17 protein-coding genes and 1 tRNA gene are annotated in these 17,145 nt (G+C 49.7%); 11 read left to right on the forward strand and 7 right to left on the reverse strand.

Going from position 1 to position 17,145, the window contains the following annotated elements:
* The first annotated feature begins 3 nt into the window (after positions 1 to 3).
* Entirely contained in the window at positions 4 to 1,191 is a 1,188-nt protein-coding gene (locus AC5JLB_RS24245; RefSeq protein ID WP_495876397.1) for a hypothetical protein, read from the forward strand.
* A 2-nt stretch (positions 1,192 to 1,193) separates the two neighbouring features.
* Here the strand turns inward: AC5JLB_RS24245 and AC5JLB_RS24250 are convergent, their stop codons facing one another.
* Entirely contained in the window at positions 1,194 to 2,117 is a 924-nt protein-coding gene (locus AC5JLB_RS24250; protein WP_495876398.1) for a tRNA (5-methylaminomethyl-2-thiouridine)(34)-methyltransferase MnmD, read from the reverse strand.
* Positions 2,118 to 2,536: 419 nt separating this feature from the next.
* On the opposite strand from AC5JLB_RS24250, the gene AC5JLB_RS24255 reads away from it, so the two are divergent.
* The 3 genes from AC5JLB_RS24255 (at position 2,537) to AC5JLB_RS24265 (ending at position 4,345) form a co-directional block, all read left to right on the forward strand.
* Entirely contained in the window at positions 2,537 to 3,259 is a 723-nt protein-coding gene (locus AC5JLB_RS24255; protein ID WP_495876399.1) for a pyridoxine 5'-phosphate synthase, read from the forward strand.
* 1 nt (position 3,260) lies between these two features.
* Complete coding sequence (locus tag AC5JLB_RS24260) at positions 3,261 to 3,587, forward strand: MgPME-cyclase complex family protein (RefSeq protein WP_495876400.1); 327 nt, start codon at positions 3,261 to 3,263, stop codon at positions 3,585 to 3,587.
* A 128-nt stretch (positions 3,588 to 3,715) separates the two neighbouring features.
* The gene (locus tag AC5JLB_RS24265; protein WP_495876401.1) at positions 3,716 to 4,345 is read left to right on the forward strand and encodes a hypothetical protein; all 630 of its coding nucleotides are present in this window, start codon (positions 3,716 to 3,718) and stop codon (positions 4,343 to 4,345) included.
* Positions 4,346 to 4,427: 82 nt separating this feature from the next.
* Here AC5JLB_RS24265 and AC5JLB_RS24270 read toward each other — a convergent pair whose 3' ends face one another.
* From AC5JLB_RS24270 to folD, 3 genes are all read right to left on the reverse strand, one after another.
* Entirely contained in the window at positions 4,428 to 4,907 is a 480-nt protein-coding gene (locus AC5JLB_RS24270) for a divergent PAP2 family protein (RefSeq protein ID WP_495876402.1), read from the reverse strand.
* A 100-nt stretch (positions 4,908 to 5,007) separates the two neighbouring features.
* Positions 5,008 to 5,931, reverse strand: a complete 924-nt coding sequence (crtE, locus tag AC5JLB_RS24275; RefSeq protein ID WP_495876403.1) for a geranylgeranyl diphosphate synthase CrtE — start codon at positions 5,929 to 5,931, stop codon at positions 5,008 to 5,010.
* A 120-nt stretch (positions 5,932 to 6,051) separates the two neighbouring features.
* Positions 6,052 to 6,921: a bifunctional methylenetetrahydrofolate dehydrogenase/methenyltetrahydrofolate cyclohydrolase FolD gene (gene folD, locus AC5JLB_RS24280; RefSeq protein ID WP_495876404.1), complete on the reverse strand. Its 870-nt coding sequence runs from the start codon at positions 6,919 to 6,921 to the stop codon at positions 6,052 to 6,054.
* 227 nt (positions 6,922 to 7,148) lie between these two features.
* Between folD and AC5JLB_RS24285 the strand changes: the two genes are divergently transcribed.
* The 4 genes from AC5JLB_RS24285 to crtO all read left to right on the forward strand — a co-directional run bounded on the left by AC5JLB_RS24285 (position 7,149) and on the right by crtO (position 11,121).
* Positions 7,149 to 7,562 carry a hypothetical protein gene (locus AC5JLB_RS24285; protein ID WP_495876405.1) on the forward strand — a complete coding sequence of 138 codons (414 nt, stop codon included), beginning with the start codon at positions 7,149 to 7,151 and terminating at the stop codon, positions 7,560 to 7,562.
* A 133-nt stretch (positions 7,563 to 7,695) separates the two neighbouring features.
* Complete coding sequence (locus tag AC5JLB_RS24290) at positions 7,696 to 8,109, forward strand: PspA/IM30 family protein (protein WP_495876406.1); 414 nt, start codon at positions 7,696 to 7,698, stop codon at positions 8,107 to 8,109.
* 181 nt (positions 8,110 to 8,290) lie between these two features.
* Positions 8,291 to 9,331 carry a bifunctional heptose 7-phosphate kinase/heptose 1-phosphate adenyltransferase gene (locus AC5JLB_RS24295; protein ID WP_495876407.1) on the forward strand — a complete coding sequence of 347 codons (1,041 nt, stop codon included), beginning with the start codon at positions 8,291 to 8,293 and terminating at the stop codon, positions 9,329 to 9,331.
* A gap of 95 nt (positions 9,332 to 9,426) precedes the next feature.
* On the forward strand, positions 9,427 to 11,121 hold the full coding sequence (gene crtO / locus AC5JLB_RS24300; protein ID WP_495876408.1) for a beta-carotene ketolase CrtO: 1,695 nt from the start codon (positions 9,427 to 9,429) through the stop codon (positions 11,119 to 11,121).
* A 76-nt stretch (positions 11,122 to 11,197) separates the two neighbouring features.
* Here the strand turns inward: crtO and AC5JLB_RS24305 are convergent, their stop codons facing one another.
* The 3 genes from AC5JLB_RS24305 to AC5JLB_RS24315 all read right to left on the reverse strand — a co-directional run bounded on the left by AC5JLB_RS24305 (position 11,198) and on the right by AC5JLB_RS24315 (position 13,950).
* A complete protein-coding gene (locus AC5JLB_RS24305; RefSeq protein WP_495876409.1) occupies positions 11,198 to 11,815 on the reverse strand; it encodes a DUF1003 domain-containing protein in 618 nt (205 codons plus the stop codon).
* Between the two features lie 273 nt (positions 11,816 to 12,088).
* Positions 12,089 to 13,195, reverse strand: coding sequence for a superantigen-like protein SSL4 (locus AC5JLB_RS24310; protein ID WP_495876410.1), 1,107 nt, complete (start codon positions 13,193 to 13,195; stop codon positions 12,089 to 12,091).
* Positions 13,196 to 13,275: 80 nt separating this feature from the next.
* Positions 13,276 to 13,950 (reverse strand): Npun_F0813 family protein, encoded by a 675-nt coding sequence (locus AC5JLB_RS24315; protein ID WP_495876411.1) that lies wholly within the window; start codon positions 13,948 to 13,950, stop codon positions 13,276 to 13,278.
* A gap of 360 nt (positions 13,951 to 14,310) precedes the next feature.
* Here AC5JLB_RS24315 and AC5JLB_RS24320 point away from each other — a divergent pair.
* From AC5JLB_RS24320 to AC5JLB_RS24330, 3 genes are all read left to right on the forward strand, one after another.
* Positions 14,311 to 14,383 (forward strand) — tRNA-Arg (locus AC5JLB_RS24320).
* 278 nt (positions 14,384 to 14,661) lie between these two features.
* The gene (locus AC5JLB_RS24325; protein ID WP_495876412.1) at positions 14,662 to 15,291 is read left to right on the forward strand and encodes a DedA family protein; all 630 of its coding nucleotides are present in this window, start codon (positions 14,662 to 14,664) and stop codon (positions 15,289 to 15,291) included.
* Positions 15,288 to 17,012, forward strand: a complete 1,725-nt coding sequence (locus tag AC5JLB_RS24330; protein ID WP_495876413.1) for an ABC transporter ATP-binding protein — start codon at positions 15,288 to 15,290, stop codon at positions 17,010 to 17,012. The genes AC5JLB_RS24325 and AC5JLB_RS24330 overlap by 4 nt, the downstream gene beginning before the upstream one ends.
* The last annotated feature ends 133 nt before the right edge of the window (positions 17,013 to 17,145 follow it).

Raw genomic sequence — 17,145 nt, forward strand, 5'->3', positions numbered from 1 at the left:
CGTATGGCGCAGTTCCCGACTTACGATCGCGCAACCGATCGCCGCGATTCTCCGCTCTTCTGGCTGTTAGTGCTGGCAGGGTCGCTGGTTTTACACTTAGCCATGTTGTTACTTGGACGGTGGTACCTTACCCAAACATCTAGATCTCAAGTCGCAAGATCTTCAAAGGCGATTGAATTTGTAGAAATCGATCCGAACGCTTCCATCTCCAGATCATCAGCGATCGCACCGTCTAATACGGAAGCGAAGAGTTCTTCGTTGCCGCAAAATGCTCCTCCTCCAAGCGACACGGCTGAACCGTCTTCAACAGCGTCAATTCAAAGTTTCACCGCGTCCCCGCCACCGGTTCGCTCACGTCCAAGTCCGTCTCCTCAGCCTCTAGCGCCCGTCCCTCAACCCGCTCAACAGGGATCGCCAGAAACGCCTTCTAACAGATCGCAAACTCCTAACCCAGAACCAGGTCGAGAAGATCCCCGTCCGTCTCCCACGCCGTCTACTAGTCCCTCCACGCGACCCGCTCCGCCAAGTTCTGAAGGATCGCCAACCAATTCGCTTCCCAATCCGCAACCCCCCTCTCGTCCGTCTACTCCAGACTCACAGCCAGACGGAAGCTCGAATCCAGCCGCGCCTACTCCAGACCCACAATCTTCTAATCCTGCTACATCTACTCCAGACTCGCGCCCATCTGACCCTTCTACTCCAAAAGTGCCAGACGTAGCCGCTTCAGGAATCCCATTGCCTCCTGTAAATTCTTCAGGTCAGCAACCCCTGCCAACTGGCGCACAAACGTATCAAGGTGAGATCGTTGGTCAGCTCGAAATCCCAGCCTCGGCGCGACAAACGAGTGCAAAAAGCGCTGCCATAATCAGTTCGCTTCAGTCATTTGACATTGAGCCGAGTCAAATTGATGCTGCTCGTGATCTTCGGGGCGAGACTGTTTTGGAATTACTAGTCAACTTTTCAATTGATAACGAAACTGGGGAGTTTTTGCGGATTAATCAGATTCAAGACGATAGCCCCAGCTTATTGAGACGTCCTGAGCTTGATCGAAGTCGGCTCAAGGAAATTGCTAGAAACATACTTGAGGGAACAAAGTATAAGGTTGTTGTAGAGCCTGGGCCTAATGGCAATATTTCTCCTGAATCAGATTGGGAGATTTTGTTACGAATCAATATCACCCCTGCTTCTTAGGGTCACGCAATACCCCAGCGTTTTCGCCAGCTTGACGTTGATTCTGCGGTTGACGATCGCTGCTCTTGGACGTGTCGTTCTAAAATTTTTTCCGCCGAGTCGTTCAGCGTTGGATCGCGATAGGGAATCGCCGCACGAGTGTGCAAATGTTCCTGTTCCATCTGCGATAACGGTTGTAGGGCTATGTTATGGCTCAGTGCGCCCACCGTTCCCTGTGCCCAGTCGTGCCGCAGATGCGATCGCTCTAGAGGAATCGTGCCAATCTGAAACCCTGCTTCAATTAGAGCCGAGCGGACTGCCGCCGATCGCGAGTAGGTTGAAAGCAACCCAGTTGAGCTTAAACAGGCAGCAACAGCCTGAAAAAATTCGACCGTCCAAAGCTGCGGACATCGACGGGGAGAAAATGGATCAAAAAAGATTGCATCCGCCTGAAACGCTTTCTGGCGGACAGTTTGAATAGATTTTCGAGCATCTCCAATTAGCAATCGCGCCTCTAGATGCGATCGCACGCAGACATGATGCGTTGCCAGCGCCGTCAACACATTCTGAACAGTCGCCGACCACGGATGAAGTAACGCTGGAGCCACTGCGCTCTTGGGAACCGTTGCATCTAATTCCAACCCATAAAGCTCAACTTGACAGGTCGGATTCACTGTCCAAATCACCTCCAACGCCGCCGCCGTGTTATAACCCAAGCCATAGCAAACATCCAGCAGTTTAAGGCTGGATTGCGCTTTCTGAGCTAGCCGAGTCGCCTCAGCAAATTTCTTAAAGGCTTCGGCTTTTGCCCCTTGATGACTGTGAAACGCTTCACCAAATTCTTCGGAAAAGAAGGTGTAGGAGCCATCCTGCGTGAGTTGAGGAATCCAAAGCATTAGAAGAGATGAGGACTGCTTGTCGCGTTCCGATAGTGTGACGGAAGTCATGATGTCGTCATGAACAAAATACCAGATTGCTTCAATGTGACTTTTCAACGATTTAGAAAACGATAGGATCTTCCACGCGAGGCGCGACAGCGACTGCCGTAAAACAAAGTCCTGTTTCCTCAGTCATGGCGTTGAGAATGGAGAATCCTGACCGTTTGCCTATCTTGAATAATCAGCTTAGTAGAGCGATCGCAATTTTTTATAGGCTGAAAGGTACTGGAACTCTTGGTGTTTTGATTAAAGCAAAACAGTTTGGACAATTGAGCGCAATAACCCTTAATTTCTCAATCACAACAGCGAGGGATGTGGTCATCAGACTCACTGATTCGCCAGATTTCAAACCTGGCAGGAGAACAAGAAATCGGAACACTCATTCAACAGAAACGGTACAATCAGGGTTTGACGTTCCGGAGACCCCAATGCCTACCCTTGGTGTCAATATTGATCACATCGCCACCATTCGCCAAGCCCGCCGGACGGTGGAGCCTGATCCCGTTGCCGCTGCCGTTCTTGCCGAACTTGCCGGGGCTGATGGCATCACTGTTCACCTGCGCGAAGATCGGCGTCACATTCAAGATCGCGATGTGCGAATTTTGCGGCAAACTGTCCGCACTCACCTTAATTTGGAAATGGCAGCGACCGATGAAATGGTCGCGATCGCACTCGACATCCAGCCCGACTATGTCACTCTCGTTCCTGAAAATCGCGCTGAAGTCACGACAGAGGGCGGATTGGATGTAGCGGGAGCGCGCGATCGCATGGCTCATATTGTCAGTCAATTACAAGATGCAGACATTCCGGTGAGTCTGTTTATTGATGCGGATTCAAACCAAATTGAAGCATCCGCTGCCAGTGGAGCAAAATTCATCGAATTGCACACCGGACAGTACGCTGAGGCAAAGACTGAACGCGATCGCGAGAAAGAATTGCAGATTTTGAAAGAAGGATGCGATCGCGCCCTCCAAGCCGGATTACGCATCAACGCTGGACACGGACTCACGTATTGGAACGTTTACCCTGTTGCATGTCTCCCTGGCATGGAAGAATTGAATATTGGACATACGATCATCAGTCGTGCCGCACTAGTCGGGTTAGAACGCGCCGTGCGAGACATGAAACACGCCATTCAAGGAGACCTTTAAAGTGACAACTTACTACTACGTCTTAGCCAGCCAAAAATTCATGTTGGAAGAAGAGCCGACCTATGAAGTGCTGAAGGAACGGACGCGAAATTATGGAGAGCAAGAAAAAGAGATTGACTTCTGGCTGGTGAAGCAACCTGCCTTTCTAGAAGCACCAGAAATGGCACAAATCAAAGCCGAATGTCCGAAACCAGCCGCCGCTATTCTCTCGACCGATAAAACATTTATTACATGGCTCAAGCTACGGCTAGAATATGTCATCACTGGAGAATTCCAACCTTCGGACACCATTTCGCAGCCGTTGGCCTCTCTAGAAACTGTTTCTTAAGCCCCTTTTAAACTGTCATGAGTCAGCTTACCTGCCGAAGTATCACAAAGCGACTTGCAGCCACACGATTGGCTTTGCCAGGCTCCCGAGGAGCGCTAAGTATTTTTCTTGCGACTGCTGGAGTCTTCATGTCTGCTCGAAGCGGACTTGCTCAAGCCTATCCGACCTGTCAACCGCCGCGATCGGATGAGTACTTGGTACTTGTGGTGAGCCAATCTGCCGACGCTCAGGCAAAGGTGCGTAGCACGCTCTCCAACAACGCAGATTCCACGATTTGCAACTACTTTCAAGACACCGTGACGCGGGTCGGTGGGTTCCGCAGTGCAGAATCCGCCACCTCTTGGGCAAATTACTTTAGTGGAACTGTCGGTTTGTCTGCGTTTGTGGCTCGTCCTTCTACTGGAGCAATCAACGCTCAGCAACCGTGGGGCACACCGCCCAGTAGCTATTCAGGGGATTCCAGCGCTAATTCTACGTACAACCCACAACTCTTAGGAGGGGGTTATGCGGTGATTGTGCAGTATTACAATCGCCCGGAAGTGGCAGCACAGGTGAGCCAGACTTTGAATCGGCAGATCGGGCTTGCTTCTTACGGGCAACGACCTTTTCTGTTAGCGGCTCACACGACCGATCAGCGCATTGCGGATTCTATCGTGCGATCGCTGAGCGAGCGAGGCTTCAATGCTACGGTGGTCGATAGCCGTCAGGTCGTATTGCTCAAGCCATCTGTGAGCTTGTCAGGAATTGGGGGGAGCTAATCGACGAGTCGCGCGAGGAACGGCGGGAGATTAAAATTGTGCCGTCCTGGCTATGACAACCCCCAATTGGCTCTGCCAAGCTTCAAAGAACCGCGGCCCAACGACCGCTAAACCACCATTGTCCCGCAATCGAAATTGCTACTCCTAAGAGTGATCCGACGATTACTTGAAAAGGCGTGTGACCCAATAGTTCTTTCAGGCGATCTTCAGTAAATTGGTGTTCGCCCTGGAAAAACTCGTCAATAATCTGATTCAAAATGCGAGCTTGTTTGCCTGCCGCTTGGCGCACGCCTGCCGCATCGTACATTACGACAAAGGCGAGGATCGTTGCGATCGCAAACTCTGTACTCCCCCATCCATCCGTTAGCCCCACTCCGGTTGCTAAGGCCGTCACCAGTGCAGAATGGGAACTTGGCATTCCCCCCGTTTCTACCAGCACGCGGAAATTGATCTTGCGATGTCGAACCAATTCGACAATTAATTTTGCCGCTTGAGTGGAAAGGCACGCAACGAGGGCAATGAGCAGCACCTGATTATTGAGAATGTCGCCAAAGTCCTGCATAGAAGAGAAGAAAGGGATGAGGGATAAATACAGAGTGTGCTGGAGAAAATGCTGGAAGAGACTGAAATTACACGTTCATCCCTCATTCGCAATCTCTCCATCAGTTGGTTCGAGCCGTGATATAGTCTGCGATCGCCATTAGCGGATAGGCTTTTTCGCCGTAGGGAGACACGTCTGACTTTGCCTGTTCAACCAGCTTTTGGGCTTGTTTACACGACTCGTCCACGCCCCATAGCTTAGGATAAGTTGCTTTCTCAGCGCAGACATCTTTGCCCGCCGTTTTGCCCAGTTCTTCAGACGATGAGGTGATGTCCAACACGTCATCTACGATTTGAAAGGCAAGCCCAATCGCCTGTGAATAGCGGGATAATCGCTGCACATCCTCATCAGATGCACCTGCAACAATGGCACCGCTCACTACAGAGGTTTCCAATAGGGCCGCCGTTTTGTGGGTGTGAATGAAATTCAGGGTCTCTATCGTAACGTCTTTTGCTCCTTCGCAGTCGAGATCGACGACTTGACCACCAACAAGCCCCGCCGCACCGACTGCCCGGCCAAGACGAGCAATTACTTTCATTAATCGATCAGCAGGGACGTTGTGAGTTTCTTCAGCAATGTGTTCAAAGGCGTACGCCAAAAGCCCGTCTCCCGCCAAAATCGCAACGGCTTCGTTAAATACCTTGTGGTTCGTGAGTTTGCCGCGCCGATAATCGTCGTTATCCATAGCGGGCAGGTCATCGTGAATCAGAGACATGGTATGGATCATCTCCAGCGCACAGGCGGTGGGCATCGCCATCTCAATTGTGCCGCCTGCAAGTTCACAGGTGGCGAGACAAAGAATCGGGCGTAAGCGCTTTCCGCCTGCTAGGAGAGAATAACGCATCGACTCGTAAATCCGCTCAGGATAGATAACCGGGAGACTGCGATCGAGGGCCGCTTCAACAAGTTGCTGCCGTGCGGCTAAATATGCCTTCAGATCGAAGGATTTGGCTTTATTGGTTTGGGTCTCACCGGTTGCTATCATGCGGATTGCCTCTACGATTTTAAAGGGATGAAGAATGAGGGTGAATTGAAGAGGTTTAGCGTTAATTACGGCTTAAATTCAACGCTTGTCCCTGGGTGCGGAGCCTTGCCGCAGGTGTTCTTAAAATTTTTGCAAGTAACTCCATACAGTATTGTGCAACAGCATGGTCACAGTCATCGCACCAACTCCACCAGGAACAGGAGTGAGATAGCCTGCGATCGCTTGCACTGCACCAAAATCTACATCTCCAACGAGACGACTTTTGCCGGCTTCGTCAGTGATGCGGTTGATGCCTACATCTACCACAACGGCTCCCGGTTTTACCATGTCGGCGGTGATCAAATTTTGGCGACCGACAGCGGCAATTAGAATGTCGGCACTGCGGCACAGCGCGGCAAGATCGTGCGATCGCGAGTGCGCGATCGTCACGGTAGCATCGGCTTCTAAGAGCATCATCGCGATTGGTTTGCCGACTAAAATGCTTCGACCGACGACAACGGCTTGCTTGCCTTGCAGGTCAATGTTGTACTTTTCTAAAAGCCGCATCACGCCTGCTGGCGTACAGCTTCGTAACCCCGGTTCTCCGCGCATAAGACGACCGAGGTTCATTGGATGCAAGCCGTCTGCGTCTTTATCAGGATGGATCTGATTGAGCAATGCCACGCTATCGAGATGGTCGGGCAGGGGAAGCTGAACGAGAATGCCATCCACGCGATCATCACGGTTGAGAGTCTGAATCACTTGCTCTAGTTCTGCTTGCGTAGTGTCAGTAGGAAAGTGAGTGCCGAAGGACACAATTCCAACCGCTTCGCAAGCACGTTCTTTGTTGCGGACATAGGCGGCACTGGCTGGGTTGTCTCCCACCATCAAAACAGCCAACCCTGGAGCACGTCCGTGCTTAGCTTGCAAAGTTTTCACCTGTTCTGTTAGCTCCGCTTGCATTCGTAGAGCTAAGGCTTTTCCATCTAGTAATTGAGCAACAGAAGACATAAAGTGCGCGACTACAACAGCACAGCGAAAGATATCTCAGCAGAAAATGCTGAGAAACAATTGACACTAGAAAGACTTTTCTTACAATGAGTATGCAATAGTCCTAATGCCGTTTGCCCTTCGTTTGACAAACTTTTCTTAGTTTCGCAGATTCGGGCGATCTTATGGCAAAAAGACGATAGAAGCTTATCTTGACCCTCAATTTCCCTTACCCTAAATCAGCGATCATGCGTCTCCCTCCTTTGATCCTCCATCAGAGTCTCGGTTTACTCTGTTTCGCTAGTTTGATGAGTTGCACAGGTTCTACGGCTCCTGGAACGGTTTCGCCAGGAGAGCGAATGTTATCGGTGTTTGATCTTGGCAACATTACAAAAGTTCGTGATATTGGGAAAAATAAAAAACATTTTTCGGTACATGTGCGGGGTGTGGTTGGGGCGCAAGCTCCATTGATGGGTGGTGTTCGTGCCTATGAGTTAAAAGATGAGACGGGCAGCATCTGGATTGTCACGACAAATCAGATTCCGATGCAAGGCACGCCGATCGTGGTGAAGGGAACGGTTCGCTTGCAGCAAATTCAAGTCGGCGGACAAGATCAAAGTGCGGTGTATTTAGAACAGCGGAAGGTGGAAAGTAGCTCGTAATTGCAACCCCGACCCTTTGATCAAGAGGGCTTTTCTGTTCTGCTTTAGCGGTTGAATGGCATCTGTAGCGGGAATCCTGTTTATAGTTGCAAGCCATTTAGCGAGCAGATTGAGCTTGAATTTGGAAAAGCCTGTGAGCCTTTATAATCGCGTTAGCCGTCCAATTAGGGCAAATCTCGATGATATTAACCAAGCCAGCGATCCTCTTGCAGGCATAGAGAAGCTTTTGCTTGAAATGCAAGAAGCGTTGGTGCAAACTCGTCAAGCAGTGATTAACGAGATCGCTGACCAAAAGCCCGCTCAGCAACAATTCGAGCAGGCTATTGCAGAGGCAACAAAATGGCAGAGACGGGAGCGACTTGCTTCAGAAAAGGCAGCTTCAACACTGGCTCAACATGCTGCGCTGCAAAAGAAAAGGCACACCGATGCCGCTAAGCAACTGAAAGAGCAACTTAAATCGCAAGAGTTGACGATCGAGATATATAAGCGCCATCAAACTGCACTCGAATCCAAAATGTCCGAAGTAAAGCGTAGAAGAGATCAATAGCAACGTTGGCAATCGCCCCATAATTGCCCAATACTTTAAACGAGCCTACGAGCTTCGCAAGGCTAATTGCAATACGACATAATTATAGAGACTTGTCGGGAAACGAAAGATAAACGACTATTTACTTGTTTTATTTGACGACAAATCTAATTTCTGTCGGTTCCTGGCAACTTAACCCACCATGTCTTTCGATCCTTCATTTACTGATCGGTTGCGTCAGAGCCGCGATCGCTTATTCACTTATCTTGATCACTTCGCTCAAGCCACCATCTTAGTAGTGGGTGACTTAACGCTAGATGAATTTCTCACGGGACGGGTCGAACGAGTCTCGCGCGAGGCTCCAGTTCTAATCTTGCGTCATGAAGAAACGCAACAAGTTCCCGGCGGCGGAGCAAATTCGATCTACAACTTTGCAAAGTTAGGAGCAACCGTAAAAGCCGTTGGATTACTGGGAAAAGATTTACAAGGGCAAGCACTACAGCAACTGCTTGAAACCGTCGGTGTGAATACAGACGGAATTTTTCTTGATCCGGATCGTCCAACGGTAACGAAAACTCGAATTTCGGGTCATGCAAGGCAATCTGTGACTCAACAAATTGTTAGAGTCGATCGCAAATCCGATGCGCTGCCAAGCCCAGAGCTTCAGCAACAGTTAGCCCAATACATTTTTGAACAGATTCATGCTGTAGATGCGATCGTCTGCTCAGATTACGGCGACGGAACGCTAACTAAACCCGTGATCGAGGCAACACTGAAGCATTCTCGCACGATCATTGATTCTCAAAAACAGATGCCTCAATATCAGAAAGCGTTTATCTTCACCCCCAATTTACCAGAGGCAGAACTTGCGGTGGGCTATTCGATTACGGATGCTCAAACGCTATCTCAGGCAGGGCGCGATCTGCTGCGACTCACTCAAGCAGAACACCTTCTAATCACGCGCGGCGAACAGGGCATGACGCTGTTCGACCAAAAGGGAGCGCAGCAGCATATCCCCGCGTTTAATCGCACTAAGGTGTTTGATGTTACGGGAGCTGGGGACACCGTGGTAGCGGCGCTGACATTAGGGTTAAGCGCAGGAGCGACAGTGTGGGAAGCGGCAGTGTTGGGTAACTTGGCAGCAAGTATTGTTGTGCGGCAATTTGGCACGACAACGACAGATGCGATCGCCATCAAAACCGCCCTAGAAACCCTCTTAGCTGAACTGAGCGAGTCACTGTAAGAACTGCTGCCCCTACCCTGTTTCTATCCATAGCGAGAAGATAATTTATTGATTTTGCTTCAATCTGAAATTCTATTCGTTCTAGGGCGGCTTTCATGGAAACCTATGATGTGGTGATTATTGGCGCAGGGCACAATGGATTAGTTTGTGCAGCTTACTTACTCAAGGCGGGCTATCGCGTGTTGCTTTTAGAGAAGCGATCCGTTCCAGGGGGAGCCGCAACCACGGAAGAGGCGCTACCCGAAGACGCACCTGGGTTTAAGTTTAATCTTTGCGCCATTGATCATGAATTCATTCATCTAGGCCCAGTCATCGAGGAATTAGAACTGACTAAGTACGGGCTAGAGTATTTGTTCTGCGATCCTGTCGTTTTCTGTCCCCATCCTGATGGAAAGTATTTTCTAGGACATCGCTCGGTTGAAAAAACTTGTGCCGAGATTGCCCGCTACAGCTCCCGCGACGCAGAGCGCTATGCCCAGTTCACTCAGTATTGGCAGCAGGTGCTGAACGCGATGACCCCCATGTTCAATGCCCCGCCTAAATCAATCATTGACATTGCGGGCAACTATGACCTCAAGAAAATTCGAGATCTGGTTTCTGTGATGGGGTCGCCCATCAAGACCCTGGATCTGATTCGCACCATGCTCAACAGTGCAGAAGATGTCGTCAACGAGTGGTTTGATTCAGAATTTCTCAAAGCTCCGCTGGCACGACTGGCAGCCGAACTGGGTGCGCCACCCTCTCAAAAAATGCTAGGTATCGGCATGATTATGATGGCCATGCGGCACAATCCTGGTATGGCAAGACCCAAAGGGGGCACAGGGGCACTGGTGCAGGCATTGCTTAATCTGGTCAAGACATTAGGCGGCGTGATCTTAACCGATCAGCAGGTGAAACAAGTGCTGGTCGATGATGGTCGTGCGGTGGGTGTCCGTACCGCTAATGGTAAGGAGTACCGAGCGACCAAAGGCGTAATCTCAAATATCGATGCTCAGCGCGTGTTCTTGCACCTACTGAACCCCGCCGAGGTCGATGCTGCCGATCCGACATTGCGTGAGCATCTGGAGCGACGGATTGTCAACAACAATGAAACGATTCTCAAAATTGACTTGGCGATGTCAGAGCCACTGAAATTTGAGCAATACAATCATCGCGATGAATACTTAATTGGTTCAGTGCTAATTGCAGATTCGGTGCGGCACGTAGAGAAATCGCACGCTGATCCGAGTCAAGGCATCATCCCAGACGCCGATCCATCCATGTATGTTGTACAACCAACCATGCTTGATCCCTCAATGGCTCCAGACGGTAAACATACAGTTTGGATTGAGTTCTTTGCGCCCTACAAAATTGCTGGATTGGAAGGGACAGGCAAACATGGGACAGGGTGGACAGACGAGATCAAGAATCAGGTTGCCGATCGTTGCATTGACAAACTGGCTCAGTATGCGCCAAATGTTAAGCGGGCAACGATCGCGCGGCGGGTAGAGAGCCCGGCAGAATTGGGAGAGCGACTAGGGGCAGTCAATGGCAACTACTATCACATTGATATGACTTTAGATCAAATGATCTTTTTCCGTCCTCTACCGGAAATCGCCAACTACAAAACGCCGATCGAGGGGCTGTTTCTGACAGGGGCTGGAACCCATCCGGGCGGGTCAATTTCAGGGATGCCGGGACGCAACTGCGCACGTGTCTTTCTGCACACTCAAGAACCCGTCACACAGAAGTTGCGCGATGCTAAAGAATCAGCGCAGTCTACAATTTCTTCTCTGTTCCGTCGTTCCTAAAATGCTGGGATTTCTCAAAATGTTTGCGCCAGTGCAATTACCGTAAGGCACAGCTCCGCAAGAATCGCACTCAGCGTTATGATTCAGCTTGCTTAGATTCGTTTTGCAACCGCGCTAATTCCACGGTCAGCGTTTCTTCTAGCGTTTCAACCACCGTCTGTGGATCAACCGCTTGTTGCATCACCTCTGCCTCCGGATCGTAGCGATCGCTGACCTCCGGTAAATCTTGCCGGAGTTCCTCTACTAAGGCAATCACTTTTGCAATCTTCTGCTCGGATAAAAGGTTCAGTTGTAAGCTGAGCTGAGCGCGTTGTTCAGCCAAATACTCCTGCCGACTTTGCCGCACTAACACGCCAGCCGTCATTAGCAGCGAGACGATGCTAATAGTTTTGTCGAGTCCCTCAAACGGTGGGGGATCAAAGTGAGGAATGCCCCATGCAGCAGGCAAAAGATTGGGAAGCAGCCAAAGCGCGATCGCAGCCATCAGCCCGTATAAAAAAGCAGGACGCCCAAAAAATCCAGTGATGAGTTCAACTCTACGTTGATGAGGGGCAACATCTCGTTCTGCTTTGGTTTGCAGCGCAATAATGGTCTGGATGGTTTCACCAATTGGATCGGGGAGGGGAGCCGTTGGAAGAATGCTTCGCGGGGCAGCGCGGCGACCAAACATAGAGAAGCCTTTGCTAGTTGCCATGTTTAATTATAACGACCAAAAGGTACGCCCTTAAGGTAAGCCTCGATCGAGCTATGCCGCTAGAAGCTTAAGGCTGAACTTTACGATCGCTAGAGACAAGCTGCGAGGGACTTTAGATCGATCAGTTGACACTGCCGCAGCAAATTTTCACCGAGTACTTATCTGCCGGAAAAAGCCTTGATCTGATCAAAAATCGCCTACCACGACAAAGGCATCCCCAATTGTAGGAATGCCGAAAAGTTGAATCGCCGCCGTAGAATTTTCCTGATGACGTCAAGCTCTTCGCCGTCCTCCCGTCCGACGCGATCGGCTGAGGTCATACTCAAGCGCTGCACCAATGCCAAACAAAACAGCACTAAACACCCAAAATACTTCTAGCAATCCGCCACTTTGATAGTCAGGATAGCCCGGAAACAGGGGACTGGTCGCGTACTTCAGCCACATATCGGCGATGTAAAGCGAGAACGCTGCCGCCGCAATCATTCGCCACGACTGCGAGAATCGCCCGCCCCAGAAAGCAAGCAACAACGTCGTTGCAATAATAATGATAAACACATCGGCAATAACGTAGAAGTAATTGACAAAGGCTTTCAGAGGTTTGAGTCCGTCCTCGATCGCGCTCACCCATTCTGGTACAGGTTGTTTAAGCTCCTCTGCTTTAGAAGAAATCTTTGGAGCTACCACACCAGACGGACTCGGCAGCGGGCTGACTTGCGGCGCAGAACTTGAGCTAGGCGTGACGGATACTCTCGGAGAGGCTAGAGTGCTAGGTTTTGGTGACATCATAACAGGCTTTTGAGGCTTCACCGGAGCCGTTTGTGCCGAAACTGGAGCGATGCCAAATAGATCGGCTTGAGGAGCATTCTGAGCATTGCCCGCGATCGTAATCGAAGTTGCCAGCGCGATATTCACGGCGGCAATCCCAGCAACAATACCCCATTGCCACAGTTCCAAATTGAGGCGACGATCGGCGAATGCCATGATCATTCCCCAACCCAGACAAAGGTAAGTGAGAATATAAAAGAAATCGCCCGGAGAGACATCAGGTTCTTGGTTGAATCCGACTTCCCACACGGTAAACAAAATGCTGCCAAGCACATAGAACAGCATTCCTAACCCAATACCCAGCCAAACTCGACGACCACTCACAATTTGTGGACTCAGCCAATTTCTAAAACATAAGATAGCGGCTGAGGCAAACGCCGCAATTTCAAACACGGCGGTTCCCAAGAGGTACCAGCTTTCGCGGTCTTTGCCAGGATCAGCAACACTAAACAACAGAAAAAATAGCAGGGCTAAGACCGCCCAAATGATTTCTGCAAACACAATCGTTTGCACCGATGCAGATTTGGTCGCAGATTTTCCTAGTGAACTACTCATACGTTGATTTTCAATAGAACAAGGGGAATGGGTTTGGGTGAGTCCTAGCGTAAAAACAGCTATACCTTAAATATTTGTCACTACTGCCATAGCTTACCGACGGGTAATTGGTGCATCCAATTTACAAACTGAGTGCGATCGCTCGGTGATAAATCTTGCAGAGCTTCTAAAATGCGGGATACAAAAGGAGACTTCCCAAAATAGGATTTGCTGAGACGATGTAGCTCTTGCAGCAGCACACTCAAATGCTTATCTTGCCAAACAGGAGTTCGCTGACTGTTGAGCGGGTCAACCGTCAGCAGATGTTTGATTGCCTCTGGAGTCTCTGCTTCAGGAAATCGCCCTTTCGAGAAGACATCTGCCATTTCTTTCTGAAAGGTTGCCGCTTGCTTGGTGCCCATAAAATCTTCGATATCGATATACACCGCTTGCAGCATCAGCAGACAGGCTTGAGTAAATACGGTGGGTGGCACCCCTCCAACAACACCGCTAGGAGCTGCTTCGTTACCCAACTGATCGAGGCGAATTTTGCCCCAAACACTATAGCGTTCTGGTTCTTCTAATAAAACGCAGGCTTTCCCTTGGTTATCGGTTAGCTCACGCCAAAATGCCCTTGCCTCTTCCTCTTGGTTGGCTTGGAACACGCTGATAAGTCGAAAGGTCTGCCCCTGATAGGACAGAATCGGAACTTTTTGATCACGTTTAGGATGTTGAATGCTGGTGATTTCAACATCCTGCCGTTTCAGGATGAACATAAAACAGCTAGAGGAGGGGTATGGGATTGCGAGACACGATCCCCGTAAACAGTTGCCATTATGCCTGCGATCGTTAGAATTGACGCGGCAATTCAGTCATTGTCAGCAGCGTGTCATTGCACTCATGTTTCAGAACAAATGTCTCACACCTTTGAATTCCCTTTTTCTAGCGCTCGATTTACATACGCCTTATAAAATCCAAGCCATCTTGTAGATTGAGACTTATAGATTGAGAGATATTAAGTTTTCTATTTTCACCCTAAAAATTCTTCTCAAAGGGGGTTCTGTCATTGGTGTTCGGTCTACCCTGGTTCCCAATTCCCCCACAGCCGTCTATCATATTGAAATACATTTCCCCTTGGGTACTTAGCTCAGTGGATAGAGCAACCGCCTTCTAAGCGGTCGGTCACAGGTTCGAACCCTGTAGTACCCGTTAACGAGAGAAAACTGATTACAGAAAATCTAAGCTGAAAGAATCTTGAGTTTAGAGAAACCTTGACTTTAGTAGAAGTTCTGCGGTTTCGTGAGACACTGCTGATATTTTGAAAGAACGGATTGAGGCGAAGTCCATCACAATGAGTCATGGATGGGTCATGAATGAGTCATGGTGTCCTGAAGAGGAGGTTAGAATTCGTAGTTTGTAAGGGAGGAATTTGCGTTGTGGCACAAAGCAACGACATCGCCCGTCATAAAATTTGAGATGAGGAAAGCATGAACTTCTTTGATGTACCACACCTACAGCAAACGATCGAACACTTGGGGTTTTGGGGTGGTTTGTTGGTCATCTGGGGGATTATCTTTGCAGAGTCTGGGTTGCTGATAGGATTTTTCTTGCCGGGAGACAGCCTGCTGTTTATTGCTGGCTTCTTGGCATCGCTGGGAAAACTTGACCTCAACCTACTGATGTTTGGCAGCTTTGTCTGTGCTGTACTTGGCGATAACGTGGGGTACGCCACAGGTAGCCGCTTTGGACGACGACTCTTTAAAGAAGAAGACTCTTGGCTGTTTCATAAGAAGCACCTCGTCACGGCTCAACAGTTCTACGAAAAATATGGTGGACGGGCAGTCATCTTGGCACGATTTACGCCGATCATTCGGACATTTGCGCCAATTGTGGCAGGCATTGGCACCATGCACTACCGTACGTTCTTGCTCTACAACGTTGTAGGGGGGTTGCTCTGGACGTTTGGCGTTACGCTCCTCGGCTATTTTCTGGGACAAATTCTGCCCGCCGAGCAACTCGACAAGTACCTCTTACCGATTATCCTAATGATTATTGTTGTCTCGTTATTGCCATCTGTTTTTCACATCTACCAAGACCGAAAATCTAACCGACCTTGAAACATCGCTCTAGCTACTGGCAGATTCTTCCCTACGTGCGCCCTCAGTGGAAAACCATTGCACAAGCGATGGCCTGTACTCTGGTCTTTACGGCGACGTGGCCCATTTTGGCATGGCTGGCTCAGCAGATGTCTGAGTTGATTGCGGCAGGAAAAGTGAGTGGCGTAGCTCAGCTAGCAGGTTTCGCTGCACTGGTTTGGGGGAGCCAAAAGCTGGTTCAGTACGGGCAGGATACGCTAATGGCAAAGGCGGCGTTATCCATTGCGCTGCGACTGCGGCAACAGGCGTATGCCCATATTCAACAGTTGAGTCTGAGCTATTTTGAAACGGCGCAAACAGGAGATTTGGCGTATCGACTGACGGAGGATGTTGATCGCATCGGCGAAGTGATCAATAAGGTGTTTCATCAGTTTGTGCCAAACGTGCTGCGGTTGGTGATCATGCTGATCTACATGGTGATTCTCAACTGGCAGTTAACGCTTGCAACGCTAATTGTGGCTCCCCTAATGGCATTTCTGATTGCCTGGTTTGGTGAGAAACTGCGATCGCTCTCTTACCGGAGCCAAAATCGGGTTTCGGATCTGTCGGCACTGCTGATTGAGATGTTTAGCGGTATTCGGCTCGTTCAGGCGTTTGCGGCGGAAGACTACTCGATTGAGCGGTTTAATCATGCGGCGAGGCGTAATTGGCAAGCCAAATATGGAACCGAGCGGCTCAGAGCGATTCAATACCCCGTGGTGGGCTTTCTAGAAGCGTTGAGTATGCTGTCGCTGTTGATGGTCGGCGGAATTCAGATCGCTCAAGGCAACTTAACCGGAAGTGGCTTTATTAGCTACATCGTGGCAGTAGTAATTTTGTTTGAGCCGATCGCAACGGTGACCAATAACTACAACGAGTTTAAGCAGGGAGAAGCCTCGGTCGATCGAATATTTGAGTTGCTCAATTTAAAGCCCTCGATTGTCGAAAAGCCAAACGCCTTACCGCTGCCCTCTGTCAATGGCAAAGTGGAATTCGATCAGGTCAGCTTTGCCTATCAAGTCGGCAGACCTGTGCTGCAAGACTTAAATTTGCGGGTGCTTCCGGGAGAAATGGTGGCGCTGGTTGGAACTTCTGGAGCCGGAAAAACCACGCTCGTCAATTTGATTCCTCGCTTTTACGATCCGCAAGCAGGAGAAATTCGGGTAGACGGCATCGACATCCGAGATATTTCGCTCAAAAGTTTGCGACGGCAGATCGGAATTGTGCCGCAAGAAACGACCTTGTTTACGGGCACGATCGCGCAAAACATCGCGTTTGGACAGTCCAAATTCGACCTAGATGTGGTGAAGGAAGCCGCGAAGATTGCCAATGCTCATCAATTTATTAGTCAGTTCCCCGACGGGTATAACACTTGGGTAGGTGAGCGCGGCGTGAATTTGTCAGGCGGACAACGGCAACGACTGGCGATCGCACGAGCCGTCTTGCTCAATCCCCGCATTCTGATTCTCGATGAAGCTACGTCTGCACTCGATTCTGAGTCTGAGGCGTTGGTACAAGAAGCCCTAGAACGCATTATGGAGAGCCGAACAGTTTTCATTATTGCCCATCGATTGGCAACGGTACGACGGGTTGATCGGATTTTGGTATTAGAAAAAGGCCGGGTGGTCGAATCTGGCACGCATCAGGAACTGATTGCCGAAGGCGGGCGATACGCAGGGTTTTACGCTCAGCAGTTTAGTTGAATTAGAAATTCAGGTTGACCAGCGGATGTAATTCATTCGCCTACCTGAAGACATGCTTGACGAGGACTGTTATGTTGTGATTGGCAATGTAGGTTCTGTTTCTAATCCTGATATCGAAGTGATTACTATATTC

Source organism: Myxacorys chilensis, assembly GCF_059505265.1.